Source organism: Bradyrhizobium sp. AZCC 2289 (genome assembly GCF_036924615.1).
Classification (GTDB): Bacteria; Pseudomonadota; Alphaproteobacteria; order Rhizobiales; family Xanthobacteraceae; genus Bradyrhizobium.
The window spans coordinates 647,813-673,909 of the sequence record NZ_JAZHRY010000001.1 but is presented as its reverse complement, the minus strand read 5'-3'; the positions used below and the strand labels follow the sequence as shown (position 1 = coordinate 673,909).

The following is a 26,097-nucleotide window of genomic DNA, read 5'->3' as shown; positions in this document are numbered from 1 at the left end:
GGGACCCATGAACGAACCCCAGATTACCCCCGAACTCGTCGCCAGCCATGGGCTCAAGCCGGACGAGTATGAGCGTATCCTGAAACTGATCGGGCGGGTGCCGAGCTTCACTGAACTCGGGATTTTCTCGGCGATGTGGAACGAGCACTGCTCGTACAAATCCTCGCGTATCCATCTGCGGGGCCTGCCGACCAAGGCGCCGTGGGTGATCCAGGGCCCGGGCGAGAACGCCGGCGTGATCGATATCGGCGACGGCCAGGCGGTCGTGTTCAAGATGGAGAGCCACAACCACCCGAGCTACATCGAGCCCTATCAGGGTGCCACCACCGGCGTCGGCGGCATTTTGCGCGACGTCTTTACGATGGGCGCACGGCCGATTGCCTGTCTGAACGCGCTGAGTTTTGGTGCGCCGGAGCACCCGAAGACGCGGCATCTGGTGTCCGGCGTCGTCGCCGGCGTCGGCGGCTACGGCAATTCGTTTGGCGTGCCGACGGTCGGCGGGCAGGTGCGTTTCCACACCCGCTATGACGGCAATATCCTCGTCAACGCGATGGCGGTCGGCCTTGCCGAGACCGACAAGATTTTTTATGCCGCGGCCTCCGGCGTGAACATGCCGATCGTCTATCTCGGCTCCAAAACCGGGCGCGACGGCATTCACGGCGCCTCGATGGCCTCGGCCGAATTCGACGACGATAGCGCCGAGAAGCGCCCGACCGTGCAGGTCGGCGATCCCTTTGCGGAAAAGCTTCTGTTGGAAGCCTGCCTCGAGATCATGGAAGCCGATTGCGTGATCGCGATCCAGGACATGGGCGCGGCGGGTCTGACCTGTTCCGCGGTCGAGATGGGCGCCAAGGGCGACCTCGGCGTCGATCTCAATCTCGACGCGGTGCCGACGCGCGAAACCGGCATGAGCGCCTATGAGATGATGCTCTCGGAAAGCCAGGAGCGCATGCTCATGGTGCTCAAGCCCGAGAAGGAAGAAGAGGCCGAGGCGATCTTCAGGAAATGGGGATTGGATTTCGCCGTGGTCGGCTACACCACGCCGAGCAAGCGTTTTGTGGTCAAGCATGGCGGCGACGTCATGGCCGATCTGCCGATCAAGGAATTAGGCGACGAGGCGCCGCTCTACGACCGGCCGCATGTGCCATCCGCGCCGTTGCCCGTGATCCATGCGCGCGACGTGAAGCCACCGGTCGGAATTGCGGCCGCGCTGGAAAAATTGATCGGCACGCCCGAGCTCTGCTCGAAGCGCTGGGTCTGGGAGCAATACGACCACGTCATTTTGGGCAATACCGTGCAACGTCCCGGCGGCGATGCCGCCGTCGTGCGCGTGAAGGACGGGCCGAAGGGGCTGGCACTGACCGTCGACGTGACGCCGCGCTATTGCGAGGCCGACCCGTATCAAGGCGGAATGCAGGCGGTGGCGGAAGCCTGGCGCAACATCACGGCCGTGGGCGGACGGCCGCTCGCGATCACTGATAATCTCAATTTCGGCAATCCGGAGCGGCCCGAGATCATGGGCCAGTTCGTCGGCTGCCTGAAAGGCATTTCGGAAGCCTGCCGCACGCTCGATTTCCCGGTCGTGTCCGGCAACGTCTCGCTCTACAACGAGACCAACGGCCGCGGCATTTTGCCGACGCCCTCGATCGGTGGCGTCGGCCTGCTCGACGATTTCACGAAATCCGCGACGCTGGCGTTCAAGGCGGCCGGCGAGGCGATCCTGCTGATCGGCGATACCCACGGCTGGCTCGGCCAGTCGGTGTATTTGCGTGATATTTGCGGCCGCGAAGACGGCGCGCCGCCGCCGGTCGATCTCGCGGCCGAAAAGCGCAATGGCTGCGTGGTGCGCGGCATGATCCACGCCGGCACCGCCACGGCCGTGCACGACGTCTCCGACGGCGGGCTTTTGATCGCACTCGCCGAGATGGCGATCGCGAGCGGCATCGGCGCGCAGCTGTTGGCGGCGCCGGCGGCGATCGTGCCGCATGCCTATTGGTTCGGCGAGGATCAGGCGCGCTACATCGTGACGGTCCCGGCGGAGCAGGCCGGCCTGGTGCTGGCGAAGATGAAGGGCGCCGGTGTGCCCTGCGCGCGTATCGGCACCACGGGCGGCGACGCGATCGAGGTCGCGGGCGAAGCGCCGGTGGCGATCAAGGCGCTCAACACGGCGTTCGAGGCCTGGCTGCCGGCCTATATGAGCGGCAAGCCGTCTTAACGAAGCTTTCTCAACGTCATTGCGCCGACCCGTTGGCTCGCAAGGACGATTAGAGCACCTGCGTCGCGCCTGGAATCTTGCGCAGCGCGGCCGTCGCAGCCCAGCTCAAAGCGACGGTCAGTACGAACGCGATCGCCGCCTTGACGATGGCGGAAAGATTGAGATCGAACAGCCAGTATTGCAGCCACAGCACGATCGGGTAGTGCACCAGGAACATGCCGTAGGCGTCGGCCTGCATCGGATCGAGCATGCTCCAGCCCGATTGCTTGAACCGCAGGAAATAGGCCAAGATCACAAACAGGATGGCCACGCTGAAGAGGGCGAAGGAGAAACCATAGTCCGCTTCGTACCATTCCGGCAGCCGCACCGGATTCCCCAGTATTTCGCGCTTGATGTAGATCAGCACCCACATCAGGCAATACGGAACGAGCGCCAGGACTACCCAGTTCGACGTGCGCTTCGCCAGCTGGCCGTCCGCCGCCAACAGCCCGCGATCCATATGCAGGACGCCTACGCCGGCGCCGAAAAAGAAATAGGTGGCATAGAGCAGCACGCGGCCATGCTGGACCGAGAACGGCCCGAACTCGAACCAACTGCCAGCGCCAAAGTGAATTCGCCCGGGAACGTAGAGCGCGGCTGTGACAGCAAACATCACCACGAAGAATTCCCCCGGCCGATCGTGACCGTTCAGCGACAGGCGATTGATCGGCTCGAGCAGGGTGGGTGACAGCCGAAACAGCAGACATGCGACGAGATCAAAGCCGAACAGGACCCAGAGGAACCAGAGCGGTCCGCTCGGCCAGGGGCCGACGGTCATCGTGTTCCACCAGAACTCGGCGAAGCCGATCTCGGGATGCTCCCGCAGCGAGATGGCGTAGTAGGCGATCGGAATGAGCGTGAACGCGCAGATCACGAACGGCAGGCCAAGCCTGGTCAGGCGATCGCGCAAATAGTTCAGTGGTCCTTTTCGAGCAATCCCCGGCCACACGAACAGTCCGGAGAGGAAAAAGAACATCGCCATGAAAAAACTGTCGGTGGCGAGCACGATCATGTCGAAGCCGATCCACGACTTCGGATCGGTGTGGCCGAAATAGGTGTAGGGGATGACCGCATGGTGGAGGAGGACCACGAGCGTCAGGAAGGTGCGCGCGCGGTCGATCGAGAAGTTGCGGACTTTGGCTTTCGGCGCGGCATGAACGTCCGCGGTCGTGGCGGCGTGGGTGATGGATGACATGGGCGCCCCCGGCAGGGTGATTGCGCCCGATGTTGCAACCGGGAGCCCGATTCAGCAAGGCTAATTCGACAGATTTGGAACGGCGTCGACCCCGGATTTCGCTTTGCTCATCTTGACTGCGAGCTTTAGCTAAATTCGTCATGCCCGGCCTTGTGCCGGGCATCCAGGTCTTCCTTCTAGGAATCAAGGGCGTGGATGGCCGGGACAAGCCCGGTCATGACGAGGTGGGGGATCATGGGCGCGCTTTCTTGGAGGCGCTCAAGCCCTCACGCCACTTCCTCGATCGTGACCTTGTCCGGATAGAACGCCAGATGGCCTGATATCTCGGCCATGGCCGGGAAGGGTGTCTCGTAGGTCCAGATCGAGTTCTCGATCCGTTTGCCGTTGGCATTGATGCTGAAATAATTCGCATCGCCCTTGTAGGGGCAGTGGGTGGTCCGCTCGGTACGGTCGAGCAGCGCCATATTGGCGTCCTGGCGCGGCACATATTGCACGGCCGGATAGCTCGCTTCTTTCAGGGTCAGCGCATGGGCGGTGTCGGCAATGACCACGCCGCCGGCCGAGATGCGGACGCGCTTCGGATTTGCCGTAATTGTGATCGGATGGTCGGGACCGGGGAGTTTCATGGTTTTGAGCCTCTTTTTCGGTCAGTCCTTTGTGATCGGACGTGCCGGATCCTGCAGGTTTAAAACAATTGGACCGGGAATATAGTGCAGGGATGGGTGACCTAGAAGGGTGTACGCGCTAGGTTTGGCTTTCACGGTCGCGAGAGCCGGCCGTGATTCGAAACATCTGATGGAGGTCTCCTGGAATGCCGATGGACGCCCACGATATCGAATCGATGATCAAGGCAGCCATACCCGATGCCGAGGTGACGATCCGCGATCTGGCCGGTGACGGCGACCACTACGCCGCGACCGTGATTTCGGAGTCCTTCCGCGGCAAGTCGCGCGTCCAGCAGCACCAGATCGTCTACCAGTCGCTCAAGGGACAAATGGGCGGCGTGCTGCACGCGCTGGCGCTGCAGACCGGAGTGCCGGAAGCCTAGGCCCGGCGGGGAAAGCGGGGGCACACCGATGGCGGACAACCCACGCGGGGCGCTGTTTCGCGTCATCGTGCCGAACCAGCACAGCCGCGTCACTTACGCCGAGTTGTTCTTCGATCTCGTCTTCGTTTACGCGGTCACCCAGATATCTCACATGCTGCTCGGCCGGTTCACGCCGCTGGGTGCCGTCCAGGTCACGCTGCTGTTCCTCGCGGTCTGGTGGGTCTGGGTCTACACCACCTGGGTCACCAATTGGCTCAATCCCGAACTGACGCCGGTCCGGATTCTGCTGTTCCTGCTGATGCTCGGCGGCCTCGTGTTGTCGACCTCGATCCCGACGGCCTTCGAAGGCCGCGGCCTCTGGTTCGCGATCGCCTATGCGACGATGCAGGTCGGCCGGACCCTGTTCTGGCTGGTCTCGACGCCGCCGGAGCGGACGCCGGTGCGGCACAATGCAATCCGCATCCTGATCTGGCTATCGGGGTCGGCAATTTTTTGGGTGCTTGGCGGCTTCGCGGACGGACCGTCGCGGCTATGGCTGTGGGTTGTGGCGCTGACGATCGAATATATCGCGCCGGCGGCCCTATTCTGGATACCGAAACTGGGGCCGTCGTCGGTCGAGGCCTGGGCCGTCGAAGGCGGCCACATGGCGGAGCGCTGTGCGGGCTTCATCATCATCGCGCTCGGCGAAGCGATCGTCGTCAACGGCGCGACCTTCGCCGAACTGACCTGGAGCACGGAAAATGTAAGCGCGTTCCTGTCGGCGTTTGTCGGCAGCATTGCGATGTGGTGGATCTATTTCCACAAGGGGGCGGAAGCCGGCTCCGAACTGATCTCAAAATCAGCCGAGTCCGGGCGGGTGGCGCGGCTGGCCTATACCTATCTGCACATGCCGATCGTCGGCGGCATCATTTTGTCGGCGGTGGCCGACGAACTGGTGCTGAAGCACCCAGGCGGCCATAGCGATATCCGGACGGTCTTGAGCGCGATCGGCGGGCCGCTGCTGTTCCTCGTCGGAACGATCCTGTTCAAACACTCGATCCGCGGCTTTCTTCAGCTCTCGCACGGCATCGGGATTATTGCGCTCGGCGGACTGGCGTGGTTCGCCGGCGATCTGTCGCCGCTGATGCTGTCGTTCCTGACGACTGCGATCCTGATCGTGGTCGCGGTATGGGAATCGTTGTCGCTGCGGTCCGGCCCCAAAGAATAGCGGGATATTTTTGCAACGCGGGGGCGTGTTCTCAATCCGCAGCCGCCAGCGCGTGAACCGAAAACATCCGGTCCTGGTCGGTCCAGGACTCCCGCACCTTCCAGCCCGAGTCGCAGGCGAGCGCGGTGAAACGCTCGAGAGAGTATTTATAGCTGCTCTCGGTATGGATGCTCTCGCCGGGACGGAATGAGAAATTCCGCCCGAGGATGCGCACGGTCTGCGATTTCTTGCTGATCAGGTGCATCTCGATGCGATGACGGTCGCGATTGTAGACCGAGCGATGCATGAAGGCCGAAAGATCGAAATTGCCGCCGAGTTCGCGGTTGATGCGCACCAGCACATTGAGATTGAAGCGCGCGGTGACGCCGGCGGAATCATTGTAGGCGTCATAGAGCACGCGCTCGTTCTTTTCGAGATCGACACCGATGATCATCTGCGCGCTGGCGCCCAGAATTTCGCGCGCGCTGCGCAAGAAGGCACGGGCCTCATGCGGCTCGAAATTGCCGAGCGTCGATCCCGGGAAGAAGCCGACCTTGGCCATTCCGGTGATATCTTCCGGCAATGCGAACGGCGCGGTGAAATCCGCCGCCACTGGATAAACGTCGAGGCCGGGAAAATCCTTGCGCAGCGCATCGGCCTGCGCATTGAGGAAATCGCCGGATATATCGACGGGGACGTAGGCGCCGAAGTCGCAGCGTTCCAGCAGCAGCCGGACCTTGGTGGTCGCACCGGCGCCGAACTCCACCAGCGCAGCGCTCTGCGGGATGATATCGGCGATTTCATTGCCGCGGCCACGCAGGATGCCAAGTTCGGTCCGGGTCGGATAATATTCCGGGAGCACCGTGATCTGTTCGAACAACTCGGAGCCCGCGGCATCGTAGAAATATTTCGGCGAAAGCCGTTTCGGATGCTGCGCGAGATTTTCGATCACGTCGTCGGCGAAGACCGAGGTCGCTTCGTCGAACGTGTGCGCTTTGGCCAAAGCGGGGGCATGCACATTCATGATACTCTCCTGAACGCGCTTTCCCGCGCGGTTGTGATCGTCATCTGGGGCTCAGGCGTAGTCGGCGAGGCGCAATCCCGTGAATTGCCAGCGGTGGTGCGGATAAAAGAAGTTGCGATAGGTAATACGGCTATGGCCGGCCGGAGTTGCAAGCGAGGAGCCGCGCAGCACCAATTGGTTGACCATGAACTTGCCGTTGTATTCGCCGAGCGCGCCTTCGATGGCGCGATAGCCGGGGTAGGGCGAGTACCAACTGCGGGTCCACTGCCAGACGATGCCAAAGGCGTCGTTCAACTGCCCGGCGCGGGCGGCGACCTCCCATTCCATCTCGGTCGGCAGGTGACGCCCGCTCCAGCGTGCGAACGCGTCCGCCTCGTAATAGCTGACATGGCAAACCGGCGCTGACGGATCGATCGGCTGCAATCCGCCCAGAGTCATGATCCGCCATTCGCCTTCGGCTTCACCGTCCACTTGGCGCCAATGGCCGGGCGCCTGCCACTCTTCGTTGTTCGCTGCCGCAAAACCGTCCATCAGCCACAGCGTCGCGGTCGAGTAGCCGCCGTCCTTCATGAAGGCGAGCCATTCGGCGTTGGTAACGAGGTTGCGGTCCAATTTGACCGGCCCTACCAGCGCGCGGTGCGCGGGCTTTTCATTGTCGAAATGAAAGCTGTCGTCTGTATGCCCTACCGTGTGGATGCCTTCGTTGAGCGTGACCCATTCGTCATTGCCGCGGGTCGAGTCCGGGAAACGCCACGCCGGATCGTAGGCCGGCGGGATCGGATTCTGCGCAAAGGCGTGCAGGATGTCGGTCAGCATCAATTCCTGGTGCTGCTGCTCATGATTGAGGCCCACTTCGACCAACGGGACCAGCCTCGCGAGGGTGTCTTCGGCGGCGGTCTGGAAGAATTTCACGATCGCCGCGTCGACATGCCGGCGATAGGCGGTGACTTCGTCGGCGCACGGGCGGGTCAAATGGCCGCGCTGGTGACGGGCATGCCGGGGACCGGCGCTGACGTAATAGGAATTGAAGAGGTAAGCGTAGTCGGGGTGGAAGGGCGTGTAGCCCTCGCAATGCTCGCCCAGCAAGAATTGCTCGAAGAACCAGGTGGTATGGGCGCGGTGCCACTTCGCCGGGCTGGCGTCCGGCATCGACTGGATCAGCTGGTCCTCGGGGCTCAAGGGCGCGGCGCGGCGCTCGGTCTCGTCCCGGACGGCGAGGTAGGCCTCCACCAGATTCTGGGCGAGGCTGCCGGAATCGGCAAAAAGGGTGGGGGAGGAGGCGGAAATGGCGGCCGCAGCAGATACTGGTTTCGTCACTGGTGTCTCCGGTAGGGGAGAGAACGTTGCTTCGGCGAACTGGTTCCTGACGGACAGTCCGTCCTAGATAGGGGTTCCCGTTCAGGAAAAAAGCCTCTCGCGGCGATGATATTGATGCCGTCAGACTATGGCCCGACCCGTCTGGTGGGGGGTGCCAGGCCCATGCATGCCAGATGCCCGCCATTTTACTTTGGATGCACAACGGTTTGGGCTACATATATGGTCAGTGTCGGGTAAAACGGGACGAGCCGGCCCGTAAGGCAAAGCCGCAGGGGGCAGCGCCCCAAAAGGAAGCGAATATGAGCATCGAACAATTTATCGACAACGAAGTGAAGTCGAACGACGTCGTGCTGTTCATGAAGGGTACGCCGCAGTTTCCGCAGTGCGGTTTCTCCGGCCAGGTGGTGCAGATCCTCGACCACGTCGGCGTCGGCTATAAGGGCCTGAACGTCCTCGAATCCGCCGACCTGCGCAACGGCATCAAGACCTATTCGAACTGGCCGACCATTCCGCAGCTCTACGTCAAGGGCGAGTTCGTCGGCGGCTGCGATATCATCCGCGAGATGTTCCAGGCCGGCGAATTGCAGCAGCTGTTTGCCGACAAGGGCGTCGCGATCAACGCGACGGCCTGAGCTTGGCGGCGCGCCAGATCGGCCAGGCGCGGCTCGAAGTCATCGTTGCCGACATCACGACATTAAGCGTTGACGCCATCGTCAACGCGGCCAATTCGTCGCTCCTGGGCGGAGGCGGCGTCGATGGCGCGATCCATCGGGCGGCCGGCCCCGAACTGCTTGCCGAATGCCGCATGCTCCACGGCTGCAAGACTGGCGATGCCAAGATCACCCAAGGCTACCGGCTCAAGGCCCGGCATGTGATCCACACGGTTGGGCCGGTGTGGAATGGCGGCGACCTCGGCGAAGACGATTTGCTCGCCTCCTGCTATCGCCGCTCGATCGAACTCTGCCAGAAGCATGGCCTTGCCTCTGTCGCCTTTCCAGCGATTTCAACCGGCACCTATCGCTTCCCTGCCGAACGTGCGGCCGGTATCGCGGCCAAGACCGTCGTCGATGCGCTGGCCGACGCACCCGCGGTGACGCGGGTGATCTTCTGCTGCTTCTCCGAGGCCAGCGGGTTGCTGCATGAGGAGGCGCTGGCCCCGTTCGGCAGCCCTTGTGCCTGATCACGCCGCCGCTACACTCCCCGAAATGATTGGGAGCGGGTGATGATTTCACGTCATGTATTACGTTCGATGTTTTGCGGCGCGGCACTTGCGTTGCTGGCGGCGCCCCAGGCGCGCGCCGAAGGCACCTTCGACATTCCCGCCGGCGCGCATTTCAACCCCGACAAGCTGGCGAAAGTCGGCGATTTCTTCAAGAACGAGGTGGCGACCGGCAAGATTTCCGGCGCCATCGTCCTGATCCAACAGCACGGCAAGCCGGTGTATCACGAATCCTTCGGCGTCCAGGATGTCGTCTCCAAGGCGCCGATCACGGACCAGACCATCTTCCGCCTGTCTTCGCTGACCAAGGTGATCACCTCTGTTGTGGCGATGCAGTTGATCCAGGACGGCAAGATCAAGCTCGACGATCCCGTCTCGAAGTACATTCCCTCCTTCGCGAATATGAAGGTCGGTGTGGAGAAAAAGGCCGAGGACGGCACCAAGACGCTCGAACTGGTGCCGCTGACCCGGCCCATCACCATTCTCGATCTGATGCGTCATACCTCCGGCATCACCTACGGCTTCTATGGCGACAGTCTGGTGCGCAAGGCCTACAGGGAGGCCAACCTCTACGCGGGCGATTTCGACCTTGCCGAGTTCGCCGAGCGGATCGCAAAGCTGCCGCTGCACAATCAGCCAGGCGCGCTCTGGCAATACGGCCATTCCACCGACATCCTGGCGCGGATCATGGAGATCGTGTCCGGAAAATCATTGCTCGAGATCGAGCGGGAAAAGCTGCTCGATCCGCTCGGCATGACCGACACCGGCTTCTTCGTTACCGAACCGGAGAGGCTGCAGCGGCTCGCCCAGCCGCTGCCGAACGACAGTGATTTCCGGGTCGGCCGCCTATACAGGACCGAGGTTCGCCAGAAATGGGAATCCGCCAGCGGCGGCATGGTTTCGACCATGTCGGACTTCTCGAAGTTTGCGCAGATGCTGGCCAATGGCGGTACGTTCGAGGGCAAGACCTATCTCAGCCCGAATACGTTCGAACTGATGGCATCGGATCATATCGGCAAGGGCTCCGGTGTAGAGCGCGATTATTTCTATTTTCCCGGTGACGGCTTCGGCATGGGGCTTGGGTTTGCTGTGCGCACCGATCCCGGTAACGCCAAGCCGCCGCCGCCGGGATCGCTCGGCGAACTGAAATGGGACGGCGCCGCCGGCTGCTACATGGTAGTCGACCGCAAGCAGGACATGTTCTTCGTACTGCTGGAGCAGACGCCGACCGAGCGCCAGCGCATCCAGCGCACGCTGAAACAGTTGATCTATGAGGCGATGGAGAACTGACGGTTTTACGCGCCGCGATTTTGTCGCGGCGACGCTGGCTGGTTTCGTCGCCGCCGGATGGCAGCATGGGGCGTACGCCGAATCCTCGGCGCCGATTGTCGGGACCTTTTCGCGCGCCGGGCTGGATCGCGTCGGCGACTATGTGCGCAACGAGATATCGACCGGAAAAATCCCGGGCTCGAACGAGTTGAAGGCGTTGATCTACGAGGCGATGGGGAGGTGAGCCTACGCTCCCCGCACGATCTCGCGCACCAGGCCAACCGTCTCCTCAACCATGTCAGCCGTGACATCGAGATGGGTGCAGGCCCTGATCCGGCCGTCCATCATCGCCAGCAGCACGCCGCGCTTGCGCAATTCCGCGACCATCTTGTCGCCGCTGACGCCCGCGCCATCGGGCCTGAAGAACACCAGATTGGTCTCGGGCTGCTGCACATCGACGCCGCTGAGTTGCGACAGGCCGCGGGCCAGCGCGCGGGCGTTGGCGTGATCCTCGGCAAGGCGGTCGACATGGTGGTCGAGTGCGTAGACGCAGGCCGCGGCACAGATGCCGGCCTGGCGCATCGAGCCGCCGAGCCGCTGCTTCCAGCGCCAGACGTCGTCGATGAAGTCGCTGCTGCCGGCGATCACGCCGCCGATCGGCGCGCCCAGGCCCTTTGAGAAATCGATCCAGGCCGAATCCCATCCTGCCGTCATGTCGCGCGCGCTGATGCCGGTCGCGACGGTGGCGTTGAGCAGCCGCGCGCCGTCCATGTGGGTGGCGAGGCCGTTCGCCTTCGCGATTTTTGCGATCTCGTCGAGATCGGCCTTCTTCCAGATCGTGCCGCCGCCGATATTGGCGGTCTGCTCGACGCTGACGACAGTTTGCGGTGGCTGGTAGCGCGAGCGCGGGTGCAGGGCGGAGCGGAAGGTTTCCGGCGAAAACTGTCCGTCGGGACCCGGCAGCGGGGTGATCTGGAATCCGCCAAGCGCCGCATGCGCGCCGCCCTCGCGGGCGATGATATGGGCACTGACATGCGCGAGAATCTCGTCGCCCGGCCGGCAATAAGACAGCGTCGCCGCGACGTTGCACATGGTGCCCGAGGGCATGAACACCGCGGCTTCCTTGCCGAGCAGATCGGCCACGCGCTCGCACAAAAGGCTCACCGTTGGGTCGTCGCCGATCTGCTCGTCGCCGACCTCAGCTTTCGCCATCGCCTCGCGCATCGCGGGCGTTGGGCGGGTCTGCGTATCCGACAGCAGATTGACGCGGACGGGTGTTGCCTTGGGATCGCGCGGGGCAGGGGTGTACGTCATTGAGAGTTTCTCGTCATTCAGTGCTATTGACACTTTGCGTCATGTATCCTATAGGATACATGTGTTCGAGGTTCGAAAGACCGATGAGTTCGACAATTGGCTTTCCGCCCTCGCGGACCCAGCGTGCCGTTGCGAAAATCGCTTCCCGAATTGAACGACTTGGCCTCGGTAACGCCGGAGACGTCAAGCCGGTTGGCGAAGGTATTAGCGAAATGCGCCTGACCTATGGTCCCGGATATCGCATTTACTACAAGCAGACCGGCAAGACGATTGTGCTGATTTTGTGCGGTGGCGACAAATCAACCCAAGACAGCGACATCAAGCGGGCAAAAGACATCGCTAGGCAGCTCTGAAGGAACGCAAGATGGTCAAGATTTCGAAGTTCGATGCGGCCGACTACCTCAAAACGCCTGTCGCGATTGCGGCCTATCTCACCGAAGCATTTGAGACCAACGATCCGGCTTATATCTGCACGGCGCTGGATACGGTCGCGCGCGCCAAAGGCATCGGGGACGTGGCAAAGGCCACCGGTCTGTCGCGAGAAAGCCTGTACAAAACCTTCAAGGAAACGGCGAAGCCTGAATTCGATACGGTTCGAAAGGTCATGCAATCGTTTGGCGTCAAGCTTGTAGCCGAGCCGATCGACGAAGGGCACAAGGTCGCTTGAGTCGAGACTGTCGCAGCCGCCGAAGCAATAGCAGCGCGACAAACAAAAAGGCCCCGGCAAAACCGGGGCCTTCGATATCTCGACCTTGTAAACCGATCAGCGCGAATAGAATTCGACGATCAGATGCGGCTCCATCTGCACCGCGAACGGCACGTCCGACAGCGCGGGGATGCGGGTGTATTTCGCCGTCATCTTGGAGTGATCGACCTCGAGGAAATCGGGCACGTCGCGCTCGCCAAGCTGGACCGCTTCCAGCACGGGGGTGAGCTGCTTGGAGGATTCCTTGACCTCGACGACGTCGCCGACCTTCAGCTTGTAGCTTGCGATATTGACGCGGCGGCCGTTCACCTTGATGTGGCCGTGGTTGATGAACTGGCGCGCGGCGAACATGGTGGCCACGAACTTGGCGCGATAGACCACGGTGTCGAGACGGCGCTCGAGCAGGCCGATCAGGTTTTCACCGGTATCGCCCTTCATCCGGCCGGCCTCGACATAGATGCCGTGGAACTGGCGCTCCGAGATGTTGGCGTAATAGCCCTTGAGCTTCTGTTTGGCGCGCAGCTGCACGCCGAAGTCGGACAGCTTGCCCTTGCGGCGCTGGCCGTGCTGGCCGGGACCGTATTCCCGGCGGTTCACGGGGCTCTTCGGGCGGCCCCAGATATTCTGGCCCATACGGCGATCGATCTTGTATTTCGCCTCACTGCGCTTTGTCATCGCGTCCTCTATGGCATAGCCATCGCGCATGCGATGGCGTTCTGTTTCAGGTTTGAGGAAACGCGCCCTCCTGTGCGCCGGGAATTTCCCGGTGCCGACAGGTCCGCCTCAAAAAGCTTCGGGGTGAACCACGGGTCGCGAAACGCAACGCGGGCCGAAACCGGCCCGCGAGCAAGCGGGTTCTAAGGGAGAAACCGCTGTTCTGTCAAACGAAAGACCCCGAATTCCCTGCTTAATTTGGGTCGAAACCGGCGATCTCGCGCACTTTTGGTCAGGTCGCGACCGCCCGGACCGATTTGGGCTCGGTTTGCTGGCGAATGGCGCGTAATTCGCCGGATATTTCGGTGTTCAGCACCTGTTCCAGCCGGGTCAGCGCCCTGGCCATGAGGGCGGCGTCGGTAATCCGGTGGTCCCAGCGCAATATGACGTCGACGGTCTGGTCCGGCTTCACCACGCCGTAGCTGAGCACAAAGGGCCCCGGGCCCAGCGCATACAATTCACCCGGGCCGAAAGCCGCCACCGAGGTCACACCGAAGCTGCCGAAATAGTTGGCGCGCTGGCGGGCCCAATTGAGGCCGATCCACCAGAGCAGACGGCGAACCAGCAGCGGCAGCCGGGTCGCCAGCAGCATCTTCCGGAACGCCGGCACCTCGTCGACCGGCGCTTCCTTGGCGTGCCGGAGCTCGGCATCGACCTCGGTCAGCGACGCTTCGTCGGGCGCGTTGACCTTTTGCAGCAGCACGCAATCCTGGCCGTCTTCCACCCGCGCGATCGTTACCATGGCAATGCTGCGCGGCAGTTCGTAAAGGCGGGCGTAGGGCCATTTGACATAGAGCGTGCGCAGAGCGGATTCGCCCTGCGCCACCAGCGCAAATGCCTTGACGAAGATCGCCGCCCACCCCGGCGGCCGCTGAAGCTGCGCGCGAGCCTCGATCAGGTTACGAATGTTGAGCGGACGCGCCAGCGAGACAAAAGGCACGCGAATCGATGCGTGCATGAGGTCGGCAACGAGGCGGCGCGGTATTGTTATTTTTCGGACCGTTCCGCGCATGCTCCGCTCGAGTTCTCGCTATACATAAATCAAAAAAATAGCCCGGCGCGCCCAATAGCAGTACGCAAGCCCCTGATCTAGCACGAACCAGCCGGCTTGACGCCAGATGGTTCTGGTCTACGGCGCCGGCGAGGCCAACGGCTTGGTCTTGTCCACGACATAAACCCCAAGCACTTTCAATGCCTTGTCGCCATGAACTTTGGCGTCATGCACCGTGCCGGCCGGTATCATATAGGACTCCCCGGCCTTTAGATGCTGGTCCGGTCTGCCCTCGACGATGAGTTCGGCTTCGCCTTCCAGCAGATACCCAATTTCGACGCCCGGATGGGTATGACGTCCGGCGCTGCTGCCCACGGGGATTTCGGCAATCCCGGAGACCGTGACGTAACCGTCCGGAAATTCGGCCTTTTGCAGCGGCGTGCGCTTGATGCTGCTCTGCTGGGCGATCGCCACACCTGCAAAGGCAAACGCGACGACGGCCACTCCGAGCAGAATTTTCTTGATCATGATGTTTCATTCCAATGGGAACGAGCCTAGCAGCGCACGCGGCGCGGGAAAGCAGGCGAGGCGGCGTTCAGCGCTTGATCCCCGCAAAACTTGCCGCGATGCCGCGCTGAAGCAGCGACCAGTCAAAACCCAGCGCCAGCGCCAGGTAGCCGCGATCGATCATCTGATTGGCCTGTTCGGCGGTGCGCGCCACGCCGCCGATCGGCACGCCGCTTTTCAAAATGCCTTCCTCCGCCCGCTTCATCAGCGCGACCACTTCCGGGTCATCAGGCAGGCCGCGCTTGTTGATCGAGGTGGCGAGATCGCCGGGTCCGATCACCGCGAGGTCGATGCCGGGGACAGCCATGATCTCGTCGATGCGCTCGACCGCCTCGACATGCTCGATGGTGATCCCGCAGATCATGTCGTCGTCCGCGGTCGCCATATAGTCCGCCATCGAGACTCCCCAGCGGAACGGGGCGTGGAACGGGCCCCACAGACGGTCGCCCTTCGGCGGGTAGCGCACGCTGCGCACCGCCCTTTCGGCATCGGCGCGGCTGCAGATCATCGGAAAATTGATGCCGAGCGCGCCGAGGTCCATCGGCGCTTTCGCAAGCCAGGGCTCGTTGGCGGCAATCCGCACCCACGGTACGCAGGGCGTGCCCGCGGTCGCCGTGATCATCGCATGCGCGGAGCCCAGATCGATCGGGCCGTGCTCGAGATCGACGATGATCCAGTCGAGCCCCGAACGCGCCATGATCTGCACGGTCTGGATACTTGGGATGGTGGCAATCGCCCCGAAAGTCGGGCGACCCTCGCGCCATTCCTTGCGAAGGCGGTTGAGAGGAGGGAGGGGTGCGGACGTCAAATGCAAAACTCCGTTCGGCGGGTAGGGCGGATTGGAGCCCAGCGGGTCCGCGCGAGGCGCGGCCCGATGGGCGTAATCCGCCGGTTAGAATGACGGGAGTTACAGTGTAGCAAACGCGCGATGAGCATTCGAGATGCGGCCAGGCTAGCACATGAAGCGCCGGTGTTAACGGAGCGGCGGATTACACCTTCGGCTCCAATCCGCCCTACGGGCTCTCCGCGTCATTGCGAGCCACCGGGTCGCGCGAACACGCGCGCCCGATGACAGGCTCCACGAAGCAATCCATTTTTCAGTTCGCTGAGGCATGGATTGCTTCGTCGCTTGCGCTCCTCGCAATGACGGGGCTTCGTATGATTCAATTGTCAAACAGCGAGAGGATGTGCGTTCGCGATCTCGCGGCGCGATGCGCCCGAGCTTTGCGTCGATTTTCACCCTCGAGGAGAACAAGAGGGCGCAGGGAAAGCCGGGTGCGCGCTGCACCCGCGGTCTCGTGTGCAAAGTGCACAAAGAAAAGCGCACACGAGCATACAGGTCCAGCGGAGGCATCCGGCCTTCCCTGCGCAATGGTTTTACGGCTTATAGCGCGCTCTCCCCGGTGACCGGCTTTCTTGTCACCGTCGCCTCGCGGAAACTCCACAAGACTTGACGCCAGCATCGGGGCGTCAGGACCACACGATTTCGCCGTACGCGTCAGCCACGCTCGTCAGTCGCAGCATCTGCGTCCACCGCATCCCACCGCGCGTTCGTGACGATCGCGACCCGCCCCTCTCATCGGGTGAGACGCGCCGAGCTAAACCACTGATTTGCCCGACGGCGAAAGCGGAATATTTTTCGCGGAAGGGCTGGACAGGGTTTTGGGTGATTTGCCCGTCGCGTTGTTTTGTCGCGGTCAGTCAGCGAGATTTCGCTTGTGTGCGATGCGACGCAGTTCGTGTTTCGCGATTTCGGCCTGAAAGAATTGTGGGTGACAGCAAGCACGACGCACTGAACAGAGTAAAGTGCAGAACAGAGTAGAGTGCACTGCCACCGTAATTCGTCAGTCCAGGCTGGCGGCCTTTTACGTTTGCGTCATAGACGATATCGATGTTTCAACCTTAGACGGCCAAGCACCTAAACCAATTCGTTCGGCAGCTATTGGATTGTAGCAAGCGCCGGTCGACTTGACGGACCGCTCGGCACTACCGAGCCGTTCCGGGCCTCGATAGCCTTGACCGAATTTCAAACGCCTTTTCCAGCACACCCTTGCCGATGGTCCCGAGCACGAAACCGAGGATCCATCCCCTCAGGTTCTTGCCCTCGCGAACGAGACGACAATTCCGGGAAGCCGCCCTCATTGGCGGCGCCTTTCGTTTCGCGCACGCCCTCCGTCGGCCGAAGGCTCCAGCACGATCAGCATTGCACAGATCACTCTCCAATTTGATTGGATGTTTCTCGTCATCTTATTGACCGGGCGACTTCCTCCTCCAACTCGGGGCCAGGCTGCTTTTTCGAACGGATGCAACAAGGAGCGCACATGTCCACGATTCATCTCCATCGGACGACAAATTTGACGCCGGAGCAATTTGTCGCCGGGCTTACCGACTTCGGGCCTGGCCGCTCGAAGCTCTTTTCCAATAGTGCAGACGCGTACCTCAAAGTGCATCACCGAGGCCACTCGCAGGCCGACGTCACGGAAGGCTCAGGCGGAGTCTGGGAGCGTTTGCACTACGACTGGTCCGATCCAGGTCACGTGGTTCTCACGACGACCGACTCCGCGTTCGTCGCCGAAGGCAGTCGCCGCCGGTCTCGCCTCGGGCGTCACGACCATGGTTGCGCATTCCGGTGGACCGCCGCTTGCGATGTATCTGCTGCCGCTTGGCCTCAGCAAGGAAGTCTATGCGGGAACGACGAGCCTGTTCTTTACGGTCGGCAATGCGATCAAGGCGGTGCCGTGGTTGTTGTTGGTGAGGCCGGAGGGCAACGTCTGGATATTGATGGCGGCCAGCCTGCTCGCCATTCCCGCCGGCGTATGGCTCGGTTGGCGGCTTCACGGAAGGCTGGACCGGCAGCAGATTTTTCGGGCCTGCTACGGATTGCTGGTCGTGACGGCCTTGAAATTATTATGGGACGGTGTTTCCGGCTATCTGGCCTAAATTCAGATTGCGAATGCCTGCTATTGGCTCAATAGCCGACCTGCTCGCCATGTCTGCTTTTGGCATTAGCGGACCTGACAGGTTAGGTCGACCATGTCGGTTCTTGGCAGCGCGCCTATCATCTGACCGGCCCACGGGATTTAGCGCACTGTCACCGAAATTCCTTGCGGCCACGAACAGTGGTCTTATCACGCCCTCACGTAGCTGTGAGAGCCCAATGACCCGTACCGTGTGGCGTACCTCACAAAGCCTGCCTGCGCTTGGGATTAAAGATGGGGTTGCTTTGATTTCAGAGCAGCCTCGTGACGATCAAGTCGAAGGAGCTTTGCGATGAAACGTCTTGCATTTCTAAGCTTTACTATCGCTACGCTGATTGCGCCGATCCAAGTTCAGGCCCAGCAATATGATCCCGCCAGGAACTGCGTCAGGTTCCCGCAGCAACCTAACCCGGAAGCAGAAACGCGGTATTTGCTCTCTCATCCGAATATCCGTGTTTGTCCGGGACCGAATCCTGATCCGGCAGGACAGAGGGGTGTTTTGGAGCAAATCTCGAGGGACCGTGTAAACAATACGACGACCCAAATTTGTGCCATGAACGGTCAGCGTTGCTGATAGTGGCAAGGCTTTCCTTAGCGAAGCGCGTTGGTGTCGGCGGCGAGGTCGGCCATTGCTCTGGACAGCATCATCAAGCAGGAGCGATGCTGATGCTACCGACCGTCTCCCTGCCACGGCATCGTCGGCAGTGACGGCTCCGTCGCGGCGGACACTGGTTGTGCGTCTCAATTAGCAACTGCAACCACGGATAAACAAAAGCGCGCCGCCGGCGGCGCGGGCTCCCATGACGACGACCGCCGCAAATGAAGATCAGCGCCTGAGCGCTCGACATGCGCCACATTGCACACCGCCTTTGTGTACCAACTCGCGCGAAATAAAGTCGGGAATGAAAAGTTGAGAATATATTTACGCGCCGCGGTCGCGCGGTCCCCGCGCTTTGGGGCGCTCTCCACAGTACCTTGCTGACCGATTGCGGAGGGACCGCCATCCTTCGACGGTTCCCGTTAGCGTCATCGCCATCACCATCCCCAGCGCTCGCACCGCGTCACCTCGACCACCAAGACAGTTTGGAAGCGACTTCAGAACCTTGACCATTTTCGTGTGCTGCAAACGCGGTGACTACGCCAGCGGAAGTGTGGCTTTTGCAATACTCCCAACAATGTTTCCGAGGTCAAACGAGCCGCCGGTAACGGCGTCAAGCTCGTCATCTCGCAGGGTCTCAATGTCGCGGTCGATGTCTGATGCTTGTCGAGGTTCAGTCGTGCTCATAGCAGTTCTCCTTGATGGTCCCGCACCCTATCGGCGCGGCGATGCCTACCGTCGTAGCGGATCGCACGGCCCGCAACTGTGACCGCCCTCACGTTTCAAAACGGTCGCGCGCGTCGCGTCATCACGACCGACGACGACAACAGGGACATGTGACCAGGGTCACAGTGCCGCCGAGAGAGTTGAGCCAGTGTGTCCGCACCAGCGATTGGATGGTCCACGCCGGCTCGGATGGAGAAAGATCATGAACGATTTAGACCCCGGTCGCGCCACGCAGAGCCGAGAACTACAGGACAATGAGCTGGATGCAGTGTCCGGCGGCATCATTGCCATCTTGATCGGTCTGTTGCTCCCAGCGGTTCAAACCGCGCGTGAACCTAAGTGATGGCAATCACGAAATGTCCGATTTGGGTGTCGCCAGTGACGGCGGATGAACTTGATCAATTCACCGGCGGAATGGGCCCCATGCGTCTCTTTCGTATGGCTACCGAAGTTAACTTTGGTGGCATTAAGGGGAAGCGACGGATAAGCCGGCACGCTGGCAGCCACGGTTCTGTGAAATTCTTTTGGATGCGAGGCGGCACCAACGTTCTTCTGGGGCGGCCATGCCGCCAGGGCGCGGGCCCCGGTCGGGCCGATGCTTGATCCCGATGGGTGTCTGGCGCGATCCGTGATGCGGACGCAGCCATCAACCGAAGAAACGGGCGCGGTTCGAACACGGCAGCTGAAAACGACAATGAGAAAACTTGGCAGCCAGTGCTGCCAAAAAAATGCTCCGCGCCCTTGACCAGCGGCCGGCTAATGGGCGGCTAACGGGTGTCACCGTAATACTGAATTTCTAACACCGGCAAATGCACGACGGTGTGAAACTCCTCACATCGTCATGACATGCTCCCGCCCCTGGAGGAATCGTCATCGTCCGACGTTCAAGGTTCAAATAAAATTTTCCGGAGTAACGTAATACCTAATAGCGGGTCATGATTCGTTGGCCGAAGATTGATGCAACGCAGGTCTCCGTGAGTCTTATGTCGCCGGCTCATGGATCCGCTCAATCAGTCGTGGCGTTCATATCAGTCTGAATTTTTTCAACGCTGCGAGTGGGTTCGACCTTGCTGTCGAGTGGGCGCGTACAGCAATCCAGCCGTTCTGCATCCTGCAAATACTCTCTCGAGTAGCGGACATTTGTACTGAGCACCCCTTTAAAAAAATCGAGGACCAGCCGCGCCGAATTGCCGCAAACAAGACGTGCCATCCGGGAAATATTGGGATAATTTTTTTGTTACCGTGGTCCAAAATTAGGCTGGCCGCCAACCAGACAGTCGGTGGTGCCAATGCAACAGATTGCGGACTGGCTCGAGAAGCTTGGGCTTGGGCAATACGCGTTGCGTTTTGCCGAGAACGGGATCGATCTTGGTGTCCTTGCCGAACTGACGGACCAGGACTTCGATAGGCTCGGGGTCCTGCTCGGCCATCGACGTAAAATGCTGCGCGTGATCTCTGAACTCAATCAAGCAGAACTGGTTGCCGAGCCGGCTCTTCGGCATGATGCCGAGCGACGCCACGTCACTGTAATGTTCTGTGATCTTGTGGGCTCGACCGCGCTTTCGGCGCGCCTCGATCCCGAGGACATGTGGGAGGTGATCCGTTCCTATCGGACCGCGTGCGCGAGGGTCATTGCCACTTATGACGGCATTATCGCCAGGTTTCTGGGCGACGGCATACTCGCCTATTTCGGCTATCCCCGCGCACATGAGGATGACGCGGAGCGCGCAGTGCGAGCGGGGCTCGACATCATCGCCGCAATAAGGCAGCTCGAAACGCGCGCGCAAGAACAGGTTGAGGTGAGGATCGCCATCGCGAGCGGGCTGGTGGTGGTTGGTGACCTCATCAGCGGAGGCGCGTCAGAAGAGCAGGCAATGGTCGGCGATACACCGAATGTCGCTGCCCGTCTCCAGGGCCTGGCGGAGCCGGGGGCGGTCGTCGTTGCTGCTTCGACGCGCGCGCTGCTTGGCGATTTATTCACTTTTCGCAGCCTCGGCCGCCGTGAGGTCAAGGGCATCTCCGAGTCCATCGCGGTCTGGGCGGTCGAAGGTGGAGCCGCATCGGAGAGCCGCTTCGAGGCGGTGCGAACCGCGCGCTCGATTGGCTTTGTCGGCCGCAAGGCAGAGATCGAATTCGCACTCTCGCGCCAGCAGCTGGCGTGGCAGGGCCAGGGCCAGGTGGTGTTGATTTCTGGCGAGGCCGGGATCGGCAAATCGCGCCTTGTTGCAACGCTCTCCGAGAACCCTGCGTTGGGAGCGCACCGTCGGGTGCGCTATCAGTGCTCGCCCTACCACACCAACAGTGCGCTTCATCCCTTTATCGCTCAACTCGAGCGCGCTGCCGGCATCAGGTCACAGGACACGCCCGAGGAAAAGCTCGACAAGCTTGAAGCAATGCTTGCGCTTGGAACGCAGCAGGTGGCCAAAGCGACGCCGCTCATTGCCGCTCTCCTTTCGATCGCAACTGGCGAGCGCTATCCGCCGCTCGGCTTGAATCCAGTGCAGCAGCGGCGGCAGACATTCGCCGCCCTTCTCGACCAGCTTGAGGGTTTGGCACGGCAGCAACCAGTGCTGATCGTCTGCGAGGACATGCATTGGGCCGATGCCACGACGCTTGAGCTGTTCGATCTCGCGGTCGACCGGGTCAGGGGGCTGCCGATACTCGCGCTCATGACCTGTCGGCCCGAGTTCGAGCCGCCCTGGGCGGGTCTTGCCAACGTCAGCCTGCTGCGGCTCGATCGGCTTGACCGGCAGGACACGCGCGCGCTGGTCGAGCAGGTAACCGTCGGTCGACCGCTGCCCGGCGACATGATGACGCAGATCATCGAGAGGACGGATGGTGTCCCGCTATTCGTCGAGGAATTGACCAAGATGGTGCTGGAGTCCGGACTACTCGTGGAAGATGCCGGGCGCTATCGCCTCGATAGTCCGCTCCCGCCGCTCGCCATTCCCGCGACACTGCAGGACTCGCTTATGGCGCGGCTCGACCGGCTCGCGCCGGTCAAGGAGGTGGCACAGATTGGCGCTGCCATTGGCCGCGACTTCTCATACACGCTGCTGCGTTGTGTGGCGGGGCGCGATGATCTGACGCTGAGCGCCGCGCTGGGGCAGCTCGAGGAGGCCGAACTGCTATTGCGCCGCGGGACGCCGCCAGAATCAAGCTACAGCTTCAAGCATGCGCTCGTTCAGGAAGCGGCTTACGAGAGCCTGCTCAAGAGTCGCCGGCAACTGCTCCATAAGCAGATTGGCGATGTCCTGCGCGACAAGTTTCCGGTCATCGCCGAGATCGAGCCGGAAGTCCTGGCATACCACTTCACTGAAGCCGGGCTGAGCGGAATAGCCCTCGAGTGGTGGCGTAAGGCGGGTCAGCAGGCGCTGAAACGCTCGGCATATTCCGAGGCAATCGCACATCTCGGCAAGGCGGTTGCGATCGCCGATGAGCTGCCTGATGAGCCGGGCCGGATCATGAACCGGCTGCATCTTCAAATCGCATATGGCCGCGCGCTGCGGGGCAGCCTTGGACACAGCGCGCCCCAAACGGTGGCCGCATGGACGCGCGCCCGACAGCTAGCAGCTGACATCAACGATCCGGTCGAACTGGCGCCGATCCATTCGGGGCTGTTCAATGCCAGCTTGACTCACGGCGAGATCGCGCCGATGCGGGAATTGGCGGATGCAATAATGAGCGCCGCCAACCGACGACCGGACTCGCCGGTGGCTGCAGTCGTCGCACATTGGACAAACGGGGTGACCTGCTGGTTCGGTGGCGATTACTTGAACGCGAGAATGCATCTTGAGCGGGCACTCGCGATCTACGGTGCCGAGCCGAATCCCGAGACCTTCAGGGCGTCGACACTGGACCTGCCGTTCGTTATCATGAGGTTTCTTGCGCTGGTGCTTTGGCCGATTGGGAAGATTGATCGATCGCACCGGCTCGCCGCACAAGCGGTGAGCGCGTCAGGAGAAAAGCGAGCACTCTCTCAAGCCAATGCGCTCGTTCATAGGGCCGTCTTCGACGGACTATGTGGGGGCCCGTTGCAACAAACAGAGACAATCCTTGCGTTGGGCCTCGCCCGCGAGCACTCGATGCCCTTGTATGTGGCCGCCGGCACCTACCTAAACGGTCTGGCAAAGTGGCGTGCCGGCGACCGAGAGGGTGGACTTGCGGAAATGCGCCGAGGCTGGACCTTACTGCACGAAAATGACTGCTACCTTTGTGAGCCGTTTTGGGGGAAGCAGGTTGCCGTAGCGAATGCTGCGGCAGGGCAATTCGAGACTGGGCTGGAAATTTTGCGCGAGTTGATCGCCTGGACCCAAAAATCCGGCCAGCGTTGGCTGGATGCCGAACTGCATCGTGTCCAGGGTGAGATCTTGTTGCGTCGCGAGCCGCAGAACCCTTCTAGCGCCGAAGATGCTCTCAATAAGGCCCTTGAAATCGCCCGAAGCCAACAGACGAAGACGTTCGAATTGCGCAGCGCAGTTGGACTTTCGCGCCTTTATATCAAGGATGGTCGCGCGGCGGCCGTATCTGCGATGCTCGCGCCGGTCCTCGCCGATTTCGATGCAGGGCGAGATCTCCCCGAAATGGAAGAAGCGGAGAAGTTGCTCAGGCATAGGCATTAGCCAGGCTGGCCATTCTCTTTTCAAGCGTGCTTCCGCTATTCCATCCGTACTGCCTCACTTCTCCGCCAGATAAACCTCGCCAGCAGCGACGAGTTCGACCACGGCACCTGCTTCGACTTGGTCGAGGCGACGATTTTGGCGCGCACCCGCGTCAGCATTTGCTGCACCTCGCCCGCGCATGCTTGTGCCGACGAGGTGATCGAATACGACGCAATTTGCTGCGGTGCATGAGTCCGGAAGTGGCACAACTCGGACATGCCGCCGTGGCCGCCCTATGTCCGTTGTTGGGGGCAGAGCGGAAAACATATGCTCTTATTGAGCTTTTCCGGGTTTGACCCCAAGCCGACATCGCACAAACGAAGATCATTCTAGCCAAGGAAGTTTCGCCCTGGCGTAGCCAAAGCTGACTGCCACTGTGGGGGCGCGCGTGATTTCTGTCACAGATAGAAAAACCACCCTCCAGTATCAAACACGAGAAGTGAGGCACTGGCTGAGCCAGATGTTGTTCACATGTAAAGCAGAGGAAAGTCATGAGTGAAATGCATGAACTGACTGACACGGAAGTCGAGTCGGCGTGTGGCGGGGTCTCCGACCTCGGCAAATACATCACAAAGGCGGTTGATGACGCAATCAGCGCTGCCATCGGGGGTAAACCCGGTGACGGCCCTGGTGTTTATCCTCAGCCGAATTACAGTCCGCAGGCGAAGCTTGTGGGCCTTTAAGTCACGTTAAATCTCGAACGCGACAGGCGACGAGAGCCCGCTGCGGAAATTGGCAGCGGGCTTTTTCGGTTATGAGACAACCCGATCTCAGATCAGCGCCGGGCGGTAGGGTCGTGGGAAACGGACCAGCCTCTGCGGCTGCGCGTGCGGGCGGCAGATGCTGAGGAGACACCTGCCGCATTGTCCGGAGACCAGCCTTCCGGTTCGGGATTGCAACCCTCAATGACAGGGAGAATAACACTCCCTCGGGGGTCTCGACACGGTGTCGATGCCCAACGAGCGTACCTGCCAGAGATGCTCATCCCACAGCGGATGATGACCCAAATCAAATGGGCTATTGAGTCCGCAGATGGCACAAAGCGTCAGTTTGCGCGGTGCAAGGCCATGTCCGGAGTTGGGTGTAAAGCCGACCTGCCGGTTGAACGCCCGGCCTTCTCAGTTTGACCCATAGCGGCCGTTACCCCTCCGGTACCCCGCCAATCGAATGCTGGCAAAAAAAGCGCTCGCGTTGCTCGAGGTAAATGGATGACGCGAGAGGGATACAGGCATCTGCGCCGATGCGGCCTAGCCTTCTAGAGTCTAAGTGTCTGTCCGAAAACATGTTGAATCATCGGAATCATTTGTGATTCAAGGGAGGCGGTCCGAATCTGAAGGAGCGCCGATGTGGACGAAAGAGAACCGCGGTCGTTACGACCGCAGCCGGCTACGCTATCCCAGCGATTTGACGGATGAGGAATGGGCGTTGGTGAAGCCGCTGATTGCGTCAGCCAAGCGAGGCGGAAACAAGCGCACGGTGGATGTGCGTGAGGTGGTCAATGGTCTGATGTATGTGCTGAGCAGCGGTTGCCAATGGCGAGCGATCCCGAAGGATCTGCCGCCGCGCAGCACGGTGCACGGTTATTTTGACTTGTGGACTTGGGACGGCACGCTCGATCGCATCCATCACGCGCTCTATGTACAATGTCGGGAGTTGGCCAACCGAGAACCCAGCCCGAGCGCCGCCATCATCGACAGTCAAAGCGTCAAGAGCGCGGAAAAAGGGGGGCGTGGATTGACCCGCATGGCTACGATGCGGGAAAGAAGATCAAGGGCAAGAAGCGCCACATCCTAGTCGATACCCAGGGCTTATTGCTCCACGCCCTTGTACATTCGGCGGACATCCAGGATCGTGACGGCGGGGTGCTGGTGATGGCCACACTGTTTGGCCTGCATCCATTCCTGCTGAAGCTCTATGCCGACGGCGGCTATCAGGGGCCGATCTTTCAGTCCGCCGTTCGCAAAATCCTCCGGCAAATCGACGTGGAAATCGTCAAGCGTTCCGATACAGCAAAGGGCTTTGCGGTCTTGCCCAAGCGATGGATCGTCGAGCGCACCATCGCCTGGCTCAATCGCTGTCGCCGCTTGGCCAAGGATTGGGAGTGCCTCAACCGAAAGGCCTTGGCGTTCTTGCGCCTTGCCTCAATCCGCCTCATGCTCAGAAAGCTCTGTCAAAAAACAGCATGATCCCGGACAGACTCTAAGAACTAATGGCGGTCACGGGCAGCGGGACTATAACGCTTTGGATGCTTCCAAAGGCCAACCACGATTGTGGAAAGTTCATCCGTTCGATTTCACTATTTGCTCTAAAGGCCACACCCGCCGCTACGG

23 protein-coding genes and 2 pseudogenes are annotated in these 26,097 nt (G+C 61.1%); 15 read left to right on the top strand and 10 right to left on the bottom strand.

The features are described from left to right. Window positions 1–7 precede the first annotated feature (7 nt). A complete protein-coding gene (gene purL, locus V1289_RS03470; RefSeq protein ID WP_334395641.1) occupies window positions 8–2,215 on the top strand; it encodes a phosphoribosylformylglycinamidine synthase subunit PurL in 2,208 nt (735 codons plus the stop codon). A 49-nt stretch (window positions 2,216–2,264) separates the two neighbouring features. On the opposite strand, the gene V1289_RS03465 is transcribed toward purL, so the two are convergent. After that, window positions 2,265–3,449: an acyltransferase family protein gene (locus tag V1289_RS03465; protein WP_334395640.1), complete on the bottom strand. Its 1,185-nt coding sequence runs from the start codon at window positions 3,447–3,449 to the stop codon at window positions 2,265–2,267. Window positions 3,450–3,715: 266 nt separating this feature from the next. Continuing rightward, window positions 3,716–4,075 (bottom strand): DUF427 domain-containing protein, encoded by a 360-nt coding sequence (locus V1289_RS03460; protein ID WP_334395639.1) that lies wholly within the window; start codon window positions 4,073–4,075, stop codon window positions 3,716–3,718. 185 nt (window positions 4,076–4,260) lie between these two features. Between V1289_RS03460 and V1289_RS03455 the strand changes: the two genes are divergently transcribed. Further along, window positions 4,261–4,497 (top strand): BolA family protein, encoded by a 237-nt coding sequence (locus tag V1289_RS03455; RefSeq protein WP_074274988.1) that lies wholly within the window; start codon window positions 4,261–4,263, stop codon window positions 4,495–4,497. Between the two features lie 28 nt (window positions 4,498–4,525). Then, complete coding sequence (locus V1289_RS03450; protein WP_334395638.1) at window positions 4,526–5,704, top strand: low temperature requirement protein A; 1,179 nt, start codon at window positions 4,526–4,528, stop codon at window positions 5,702–5,704. 31 nt (window positions 5,705–5,735) lie between these two features. Here V1289_RS03450 and egtD read toward each other — a convergent pair whose 3' ends face one another. Together egtD and egtB are read right to left on the bottom strand one after the other, a co-directional pair. Beyond that, window positions 5,736–6,707, bottom strand: coding sequence for an L-histidine N(alpha)-methyltransferase (gene egtD / locus V1289_RS03445; RefSeq protein WP_334395637.1), 972 nt, complete (start codon window positions 6,705–6,707; stop codon window positions 5,736–5,738). A 51-nt stretch (window positions 6,708–6,758) separates the two neighbouring features. Continuing rightward, window positions 6,759–8,024: an ergothioneine biosynthesis protein EgtB gene (gene egtB / locus V1289_RS03440; RefSeq protein WP_334395636.1), complete on the bottom strand. Its 1,266-nt coding sequence runs from the start codon at window positions 8,022–8,024 to the stop codon at window positions 6,759–6,761. 299 nt (window positions 8,025–8,323) lie between these two features. Between egtB and grxD the strand changes: the two genes are divergently transcribed. Genes grxD through V1289_RS03420 form a run of 4 tightly spaced genes read left to right on the top strand, consistent with a single transcriptional unit; the run spans window position 8,324 to window position 10,756 of the window. Then, window positions 8,324–8,656 (top strand): Grx4 family monothiol glutaredoxin, encoded by a 333-nt coding sequence (gene grxD / locus V1289_RS03435; RefSeq protein ID WP_309178002.1) that lies wholly within the window; start codon window positions 8,324–8,326, stop codon window positions 8,654–8,656. 2 nt (window positions 8,657–8,658) lie between these two features. Continuing rightward, window positions 8,659–9,204 (top strand): O-acetyl-ADP-ribose deacetylase, encoded by a 546-nt coding sequence (locus V1289_RS03430; protein ID WP_442895940.1) that lies wholly within the window; start codon window positions 8,659–8,661, stop codon window positions 9,202–9,204. A gap of 42 nt (window positions 9,205–9,246) precedes the next feature. After that, entirely contained in the window at window positions 9,247–10,533 is a 1,287-nt protein-coding gene (locus tag V1289_RS03425) for a serine hydrolase domain-containing protein (RefSeq protein WP_334395635.1), read from the top strand. Beyond that, entirely contained in the window at window positions 10,514–10,756 is a 243-nt protein-coding gene (locus V1289_RS03420; protein ID WP_334395634.1) for a hypothetical protein, read from the top strand. The genes V1289_RS03425 and V1289_RS03420 overlap by 20 nt, the downstream gene beginning before the upstream one ends. 2 nt (window positions 10,757–10,758) lie before the next feature. Here V1289_RS03420 and V1289_RS03415 read toward each other — a convergent pair whose 3' ends face one another. Further along, window positions 10,759–11,826 (bottom strand): threonine aldolase family protein, encoded by a 1,068-nt coding sequence (locus V1289_RS03415; RefSeq protein ID WP_334395633.1) that lies wholly within the window; start codon window positions 11,824–11,826, stop codon window positions 10,759–10,761. 83 nt (window positions 11,827–11,909) lie between these two features. On the opposite strand from V1289_RS03415, the gene V1289_RS03410 reads away from it, so the two are divergent. Both V1289_RS03410 and V1289_RS03405 read left to right on the top strand, forming a co-directional pair. Continuing rightward, entirely contained in the window at window positions 11,910–12,179 is a 270-nt protein-coding gene (locus tag V1289_RS03410) for a type II toxin-antitoxin system RelE/ParE family toxin (RefSeq protein WP_334395632.1), read from the top strand. Window positions 12,180–12,190: 11 nt separating this feature from the next. Then, window positions 12,191–12,493, top strand: coding sequence for an addiction module antidote protein (locus V1289_RS03405; protein ID WP_334395631.1), 303 nt, complete (start codon window positions 12,191–12,193; stop codon window positions 12,491–12,493). 96 nt (window positions 12,494–12,589) lie between these two features. Here the strand turns inward: V1289_RS03405 and rpsD are convergent, their stop codons facing one another. The 4 genes from rpsD to V1289_RS03385 all read right to left on the bottom strand — a co-directional run bounded on the left by rpsD (window position 12,590) and on the right by V1289_RS03385 (window position 15,612). Continuing rightward, entirely contained in the window at window positions 12,590–13,207 is a 618-nt protein-coding gene (gene rpsD, locus V1289_RS03400; RefSeq protein ID WP_074274995.1) for a 30S ribosomal protein S4, read from the bottom strand. Between the two features lie 271 nt (window positions 13,208–13,478). After that, window positions 13,479–14,258 carry an acyltransferase gene (locus V1289_RS03395; RefSeq protein ID WP_334395630.1) on the bottom strand — a complete coding sequence of 260 codons (780 nt, stop codon included), beginning with the start codon at window positions 14,256–14,258 and terminating at the stop codon, window positions 13,479–13,481. Window positions 14,259–14,375: 117 nt separating this feature from the next. After that, on the bottom strand, window positions 14,376–14,765 hold the full coding sequence (locus V1289_RS03390) for a cupin domain-containing protein (RefSeq protein ID WP_334395629.1): 390 nt from the start codon (window positions 14,763–14,765) through the stop codon (window positions 14,376–14,378). 67 nt (window positions 14,766–14,832) lie between these two features. Then, on the bottom strand, window positions 14,833–15,612 hold the full coding sequence (locus tag V1289_RS03385) for an HpcH/HpaI aldolase family protein (RefSeq protein ID WP_334395628.1): 780 nt from the start codon (window positions 15,610–15,612) through the stop codon (window positions 14,833–14,835). A gap of 1,751 nt (window positions 15,613–17,363) precedes the next feature. Here V1289_RS03385 and V1289_RS03380 point away from each other — a divergent pair. Together V1289_RS03380 and V1289_RS03375 are read left to right on the top strand one after the other, a co-directional pair. Further along, a pseudogene (locus V1289_RS03380) lies at window positions 17,364–17,744 on the top strand (TSUP family transporter); the annotation flags it as partial. A gap of 330 nt (window positions 17,745–18,074) precedes the next feature. After that, the gene (locus V1289_RS03375; RefSeq protein WP_309177994.1) at window positions 18,075–18,356 is read left to right on the top strand and encodes a hypothetical protein; all 282 of its coding nucleotides are present in this window, start codon (window positions 18,075–18,077) and stop codon (window positions 18,354–18,356) included. Between the two features lie 561 nt (window positions 18,357–18,917). On the opposite strand, the gene V1289_RS03370 is transcribed toward V1289_RS03375, so the two are convergent. Continuing rightward, on the bottom strand, window positions 18,918–19,067 hold the full coding sequence (locus V1289_RS03370; RefSeq protein ID WP_334395627.1) for a hypothetical protein: 150 nt from the start codon (window positions 19,065–19,067) through the stop codon (window positions 18,918–18,920). 241 nt (window positions 19,068–19,308) lie between these two features. Between V1289_RS03370 and V1289_RS03365 the strand changes: the two genes are divergently transcribed. From V1289_RS03365 to V1289_RS03350, 4 genes and pseudogenes are all read left to right on the top strand, one after another. Continuing rightward, window positions 19,309–19,449: a hypothetical protein gene (locus V1289_RS03365; RefSeq protein ID WP_334395626.1), complete on the top strand. Its 141-nt coding sequence runs from the start codon at window positions 19,309–19,311 to the stop codon at window positions 19,447–19,449. A gap of 946 nt (window positions 19,450–20,395) precedes the next feature. Beyond that, entirely contained in the window at window positions 20,396–23,728 is a 3,333-nt protein-coding gene (locus tag V1289_RS03360) for an adenylate/guanylate cyclase domain-containing protein (RefSeq protein WP_334395625.1), read from the top strand. Window positions 23,729–24,258: 530 nt separating this feature from the next. Continuing rightward, the gene (locus V1289_RS03355; protein ID WP_334395624.1) at window positions 24,259–24,450 is read left to right on the top strand and encodes a hypothetical protein; all 192 of its coding nucleotides are present in this window, start codon (window positions 24,259–24,261) and stop codon (window positions 24,448–24,450) included. A gap of 661 nt (window positions 24,451–25,111) precedes the next feature. Continuing rightward, window positions 25,112–25,953: pseudogene (locus V1289_RS03350) on the top strand (IS5 family transposase). Window positions 25,954–26,097: the final 144 nt, after the last annotated feature.

What these genes read in the sequence shown, in the direction of transcription:
- purL (WP_334395641.1), top strand. Translation starts at nt 8, where the DNA reads ATGAACGAACCCCAGATTACCCCCGAACTCGTCGCCAGCCATGGGCTC.
- V1289_RS03465 (WP_334395640.1), bottom strand. Translation starts at nt 3,449, where the DNA reads ATGTCATCCATCACCCACGCCGCCACGACCGCGGACGTTCATGCCGCG.
- V1289_RS03460 (WP_334395639.1), bottom strand. Translation starts at nt 4,075, where the DNA reads ATGAAACTCCCCGGTCCCGACCATCCGATCACAATTACGGCAAATCCG.
- V1289_RS03455 (WP_074274988.1), top strand. Translation starts at nt 4,261, where the DNA reads ATGCCGATGGACGCCCACGATATCGAATCGATGATCAAGGCAGCCATA.
- V1289_RS03450 (WP_334395638.1), top strand. Translation starts at nt 4,526, where the DNA reads ATGGCGGACAACCCACGCGGGGCGCTGTTTCGCGTCATCGTGCCGAAC.
- egtD (WP_334395637.1), bottom strand. Translation starts at nt 6,707, where the DNA reads ATGAATGTGCATGCCCCCGCTTTGGCCAAAGCGCACACGTTCGACGAA.
- grxD (WP_309178002.1), top strand. Translation starts at nt 8,324, where the DNA reads ATGAGCATCGAACAATTTATCGACAACGAAGTGAAGTCGAACGACGTC.
- V1289_RS03425 (WP_334395635.1), top strand. Translation starts at nt 9,247, where the DNA reads ATGATTTCACGTCATGTATTACGTTCGATGTTTTGCGGCGCGGCACTT.
- V1289_RS03420 (WP_334395634.1), top strand. Translation starts at nt 10,514, where the DNA reads ATGAGGCGATGGAGAACTGACGGTTTTACGCGCCGCGATTTTGTCGCG.
- V1289_RS03415 (WP_334395633.1), bottom strand. Translation starts at nt 11,826, where the DNA reads ATGACGTACACCCCTGCCCCGCGCGATCCCAAGGCAACACCCGTCCGC.
- V1289_RS03410 (WP_334395632.1), top strand. Translation starts at nt 11,910, where the DNA reads ATGAGTTCGACAATTGGCTTTCCGCCCTCGCGGACCCAGCGTGCCGTT.
- V1289_RS03405 (WP_334395631.1), top strand. Translation starts at nt 12,191, where the DNA reads ATGGTCAAGATTTCGAAGTTCGATGCGGCCGACTACCTCAAAACGCCT.
- rpsD (WP_074274995.1), bottom strand. Translation starts at nt 13,207, where the DNA reads ATGACAAAGCGCAGTGAGGCGAAATACAAGATCGATCGCCGTATGGGC.
- V1289_RS03395 (WP_334395630.1), bottom strand. Translation starts at nt 14,258, where the DNA reads ATGCGCGGAACGGTCCGAAAAATAACAATACCGCGCCGCCTCGTTGCC.
- V1289_RS03390 (WP_334395629.1), bottom strand. Translation starts at nt 14,765, where the DNA reads ATGATCAAGAAAATTCTGCTCGGAGTGGCCGTCGTCGCGTTTGCCTTT.
- V1289_RS03375 (WP_309177994.1), top strand. Translation starts at nt 18,075, where the DNA reads ATGAAACGTCTTGCATTTCTAAGCTTTACTATCGCTACGCTGATTGCG.
- V1289_RS03370 (WP_334395627.1), bottom strand. Translation starts at nt 19,067, where the DNA reads ATGAGCACGACTGAACCTCGACAAGCATCAGACATCGACCGCGACATT.
- V1289_RS03365 (WP_334395626.1), top strand. Translation starts at nt 19,309, where the DNA reads ATGAACGATTTAGACCCCGGTCGCGCCACGCAGAGCCGAGAACTACAG.
- V1289_RS03360 (WP_334395625.1), top strand. Translation starts at nt 20,396, where the DNA reads ATGCAACAGATTGCGGACTGGCTCGAGAAGCTTGGGCTTGGGCAATAC.
- V1289_RS03355 (WP_334395624.1), top strand. Translation starts at nt 24,259, where the DNA reads ATGAGTGAAATGCATGAACTGACTGACACGGAAGTCGAGTCGGCGTGT.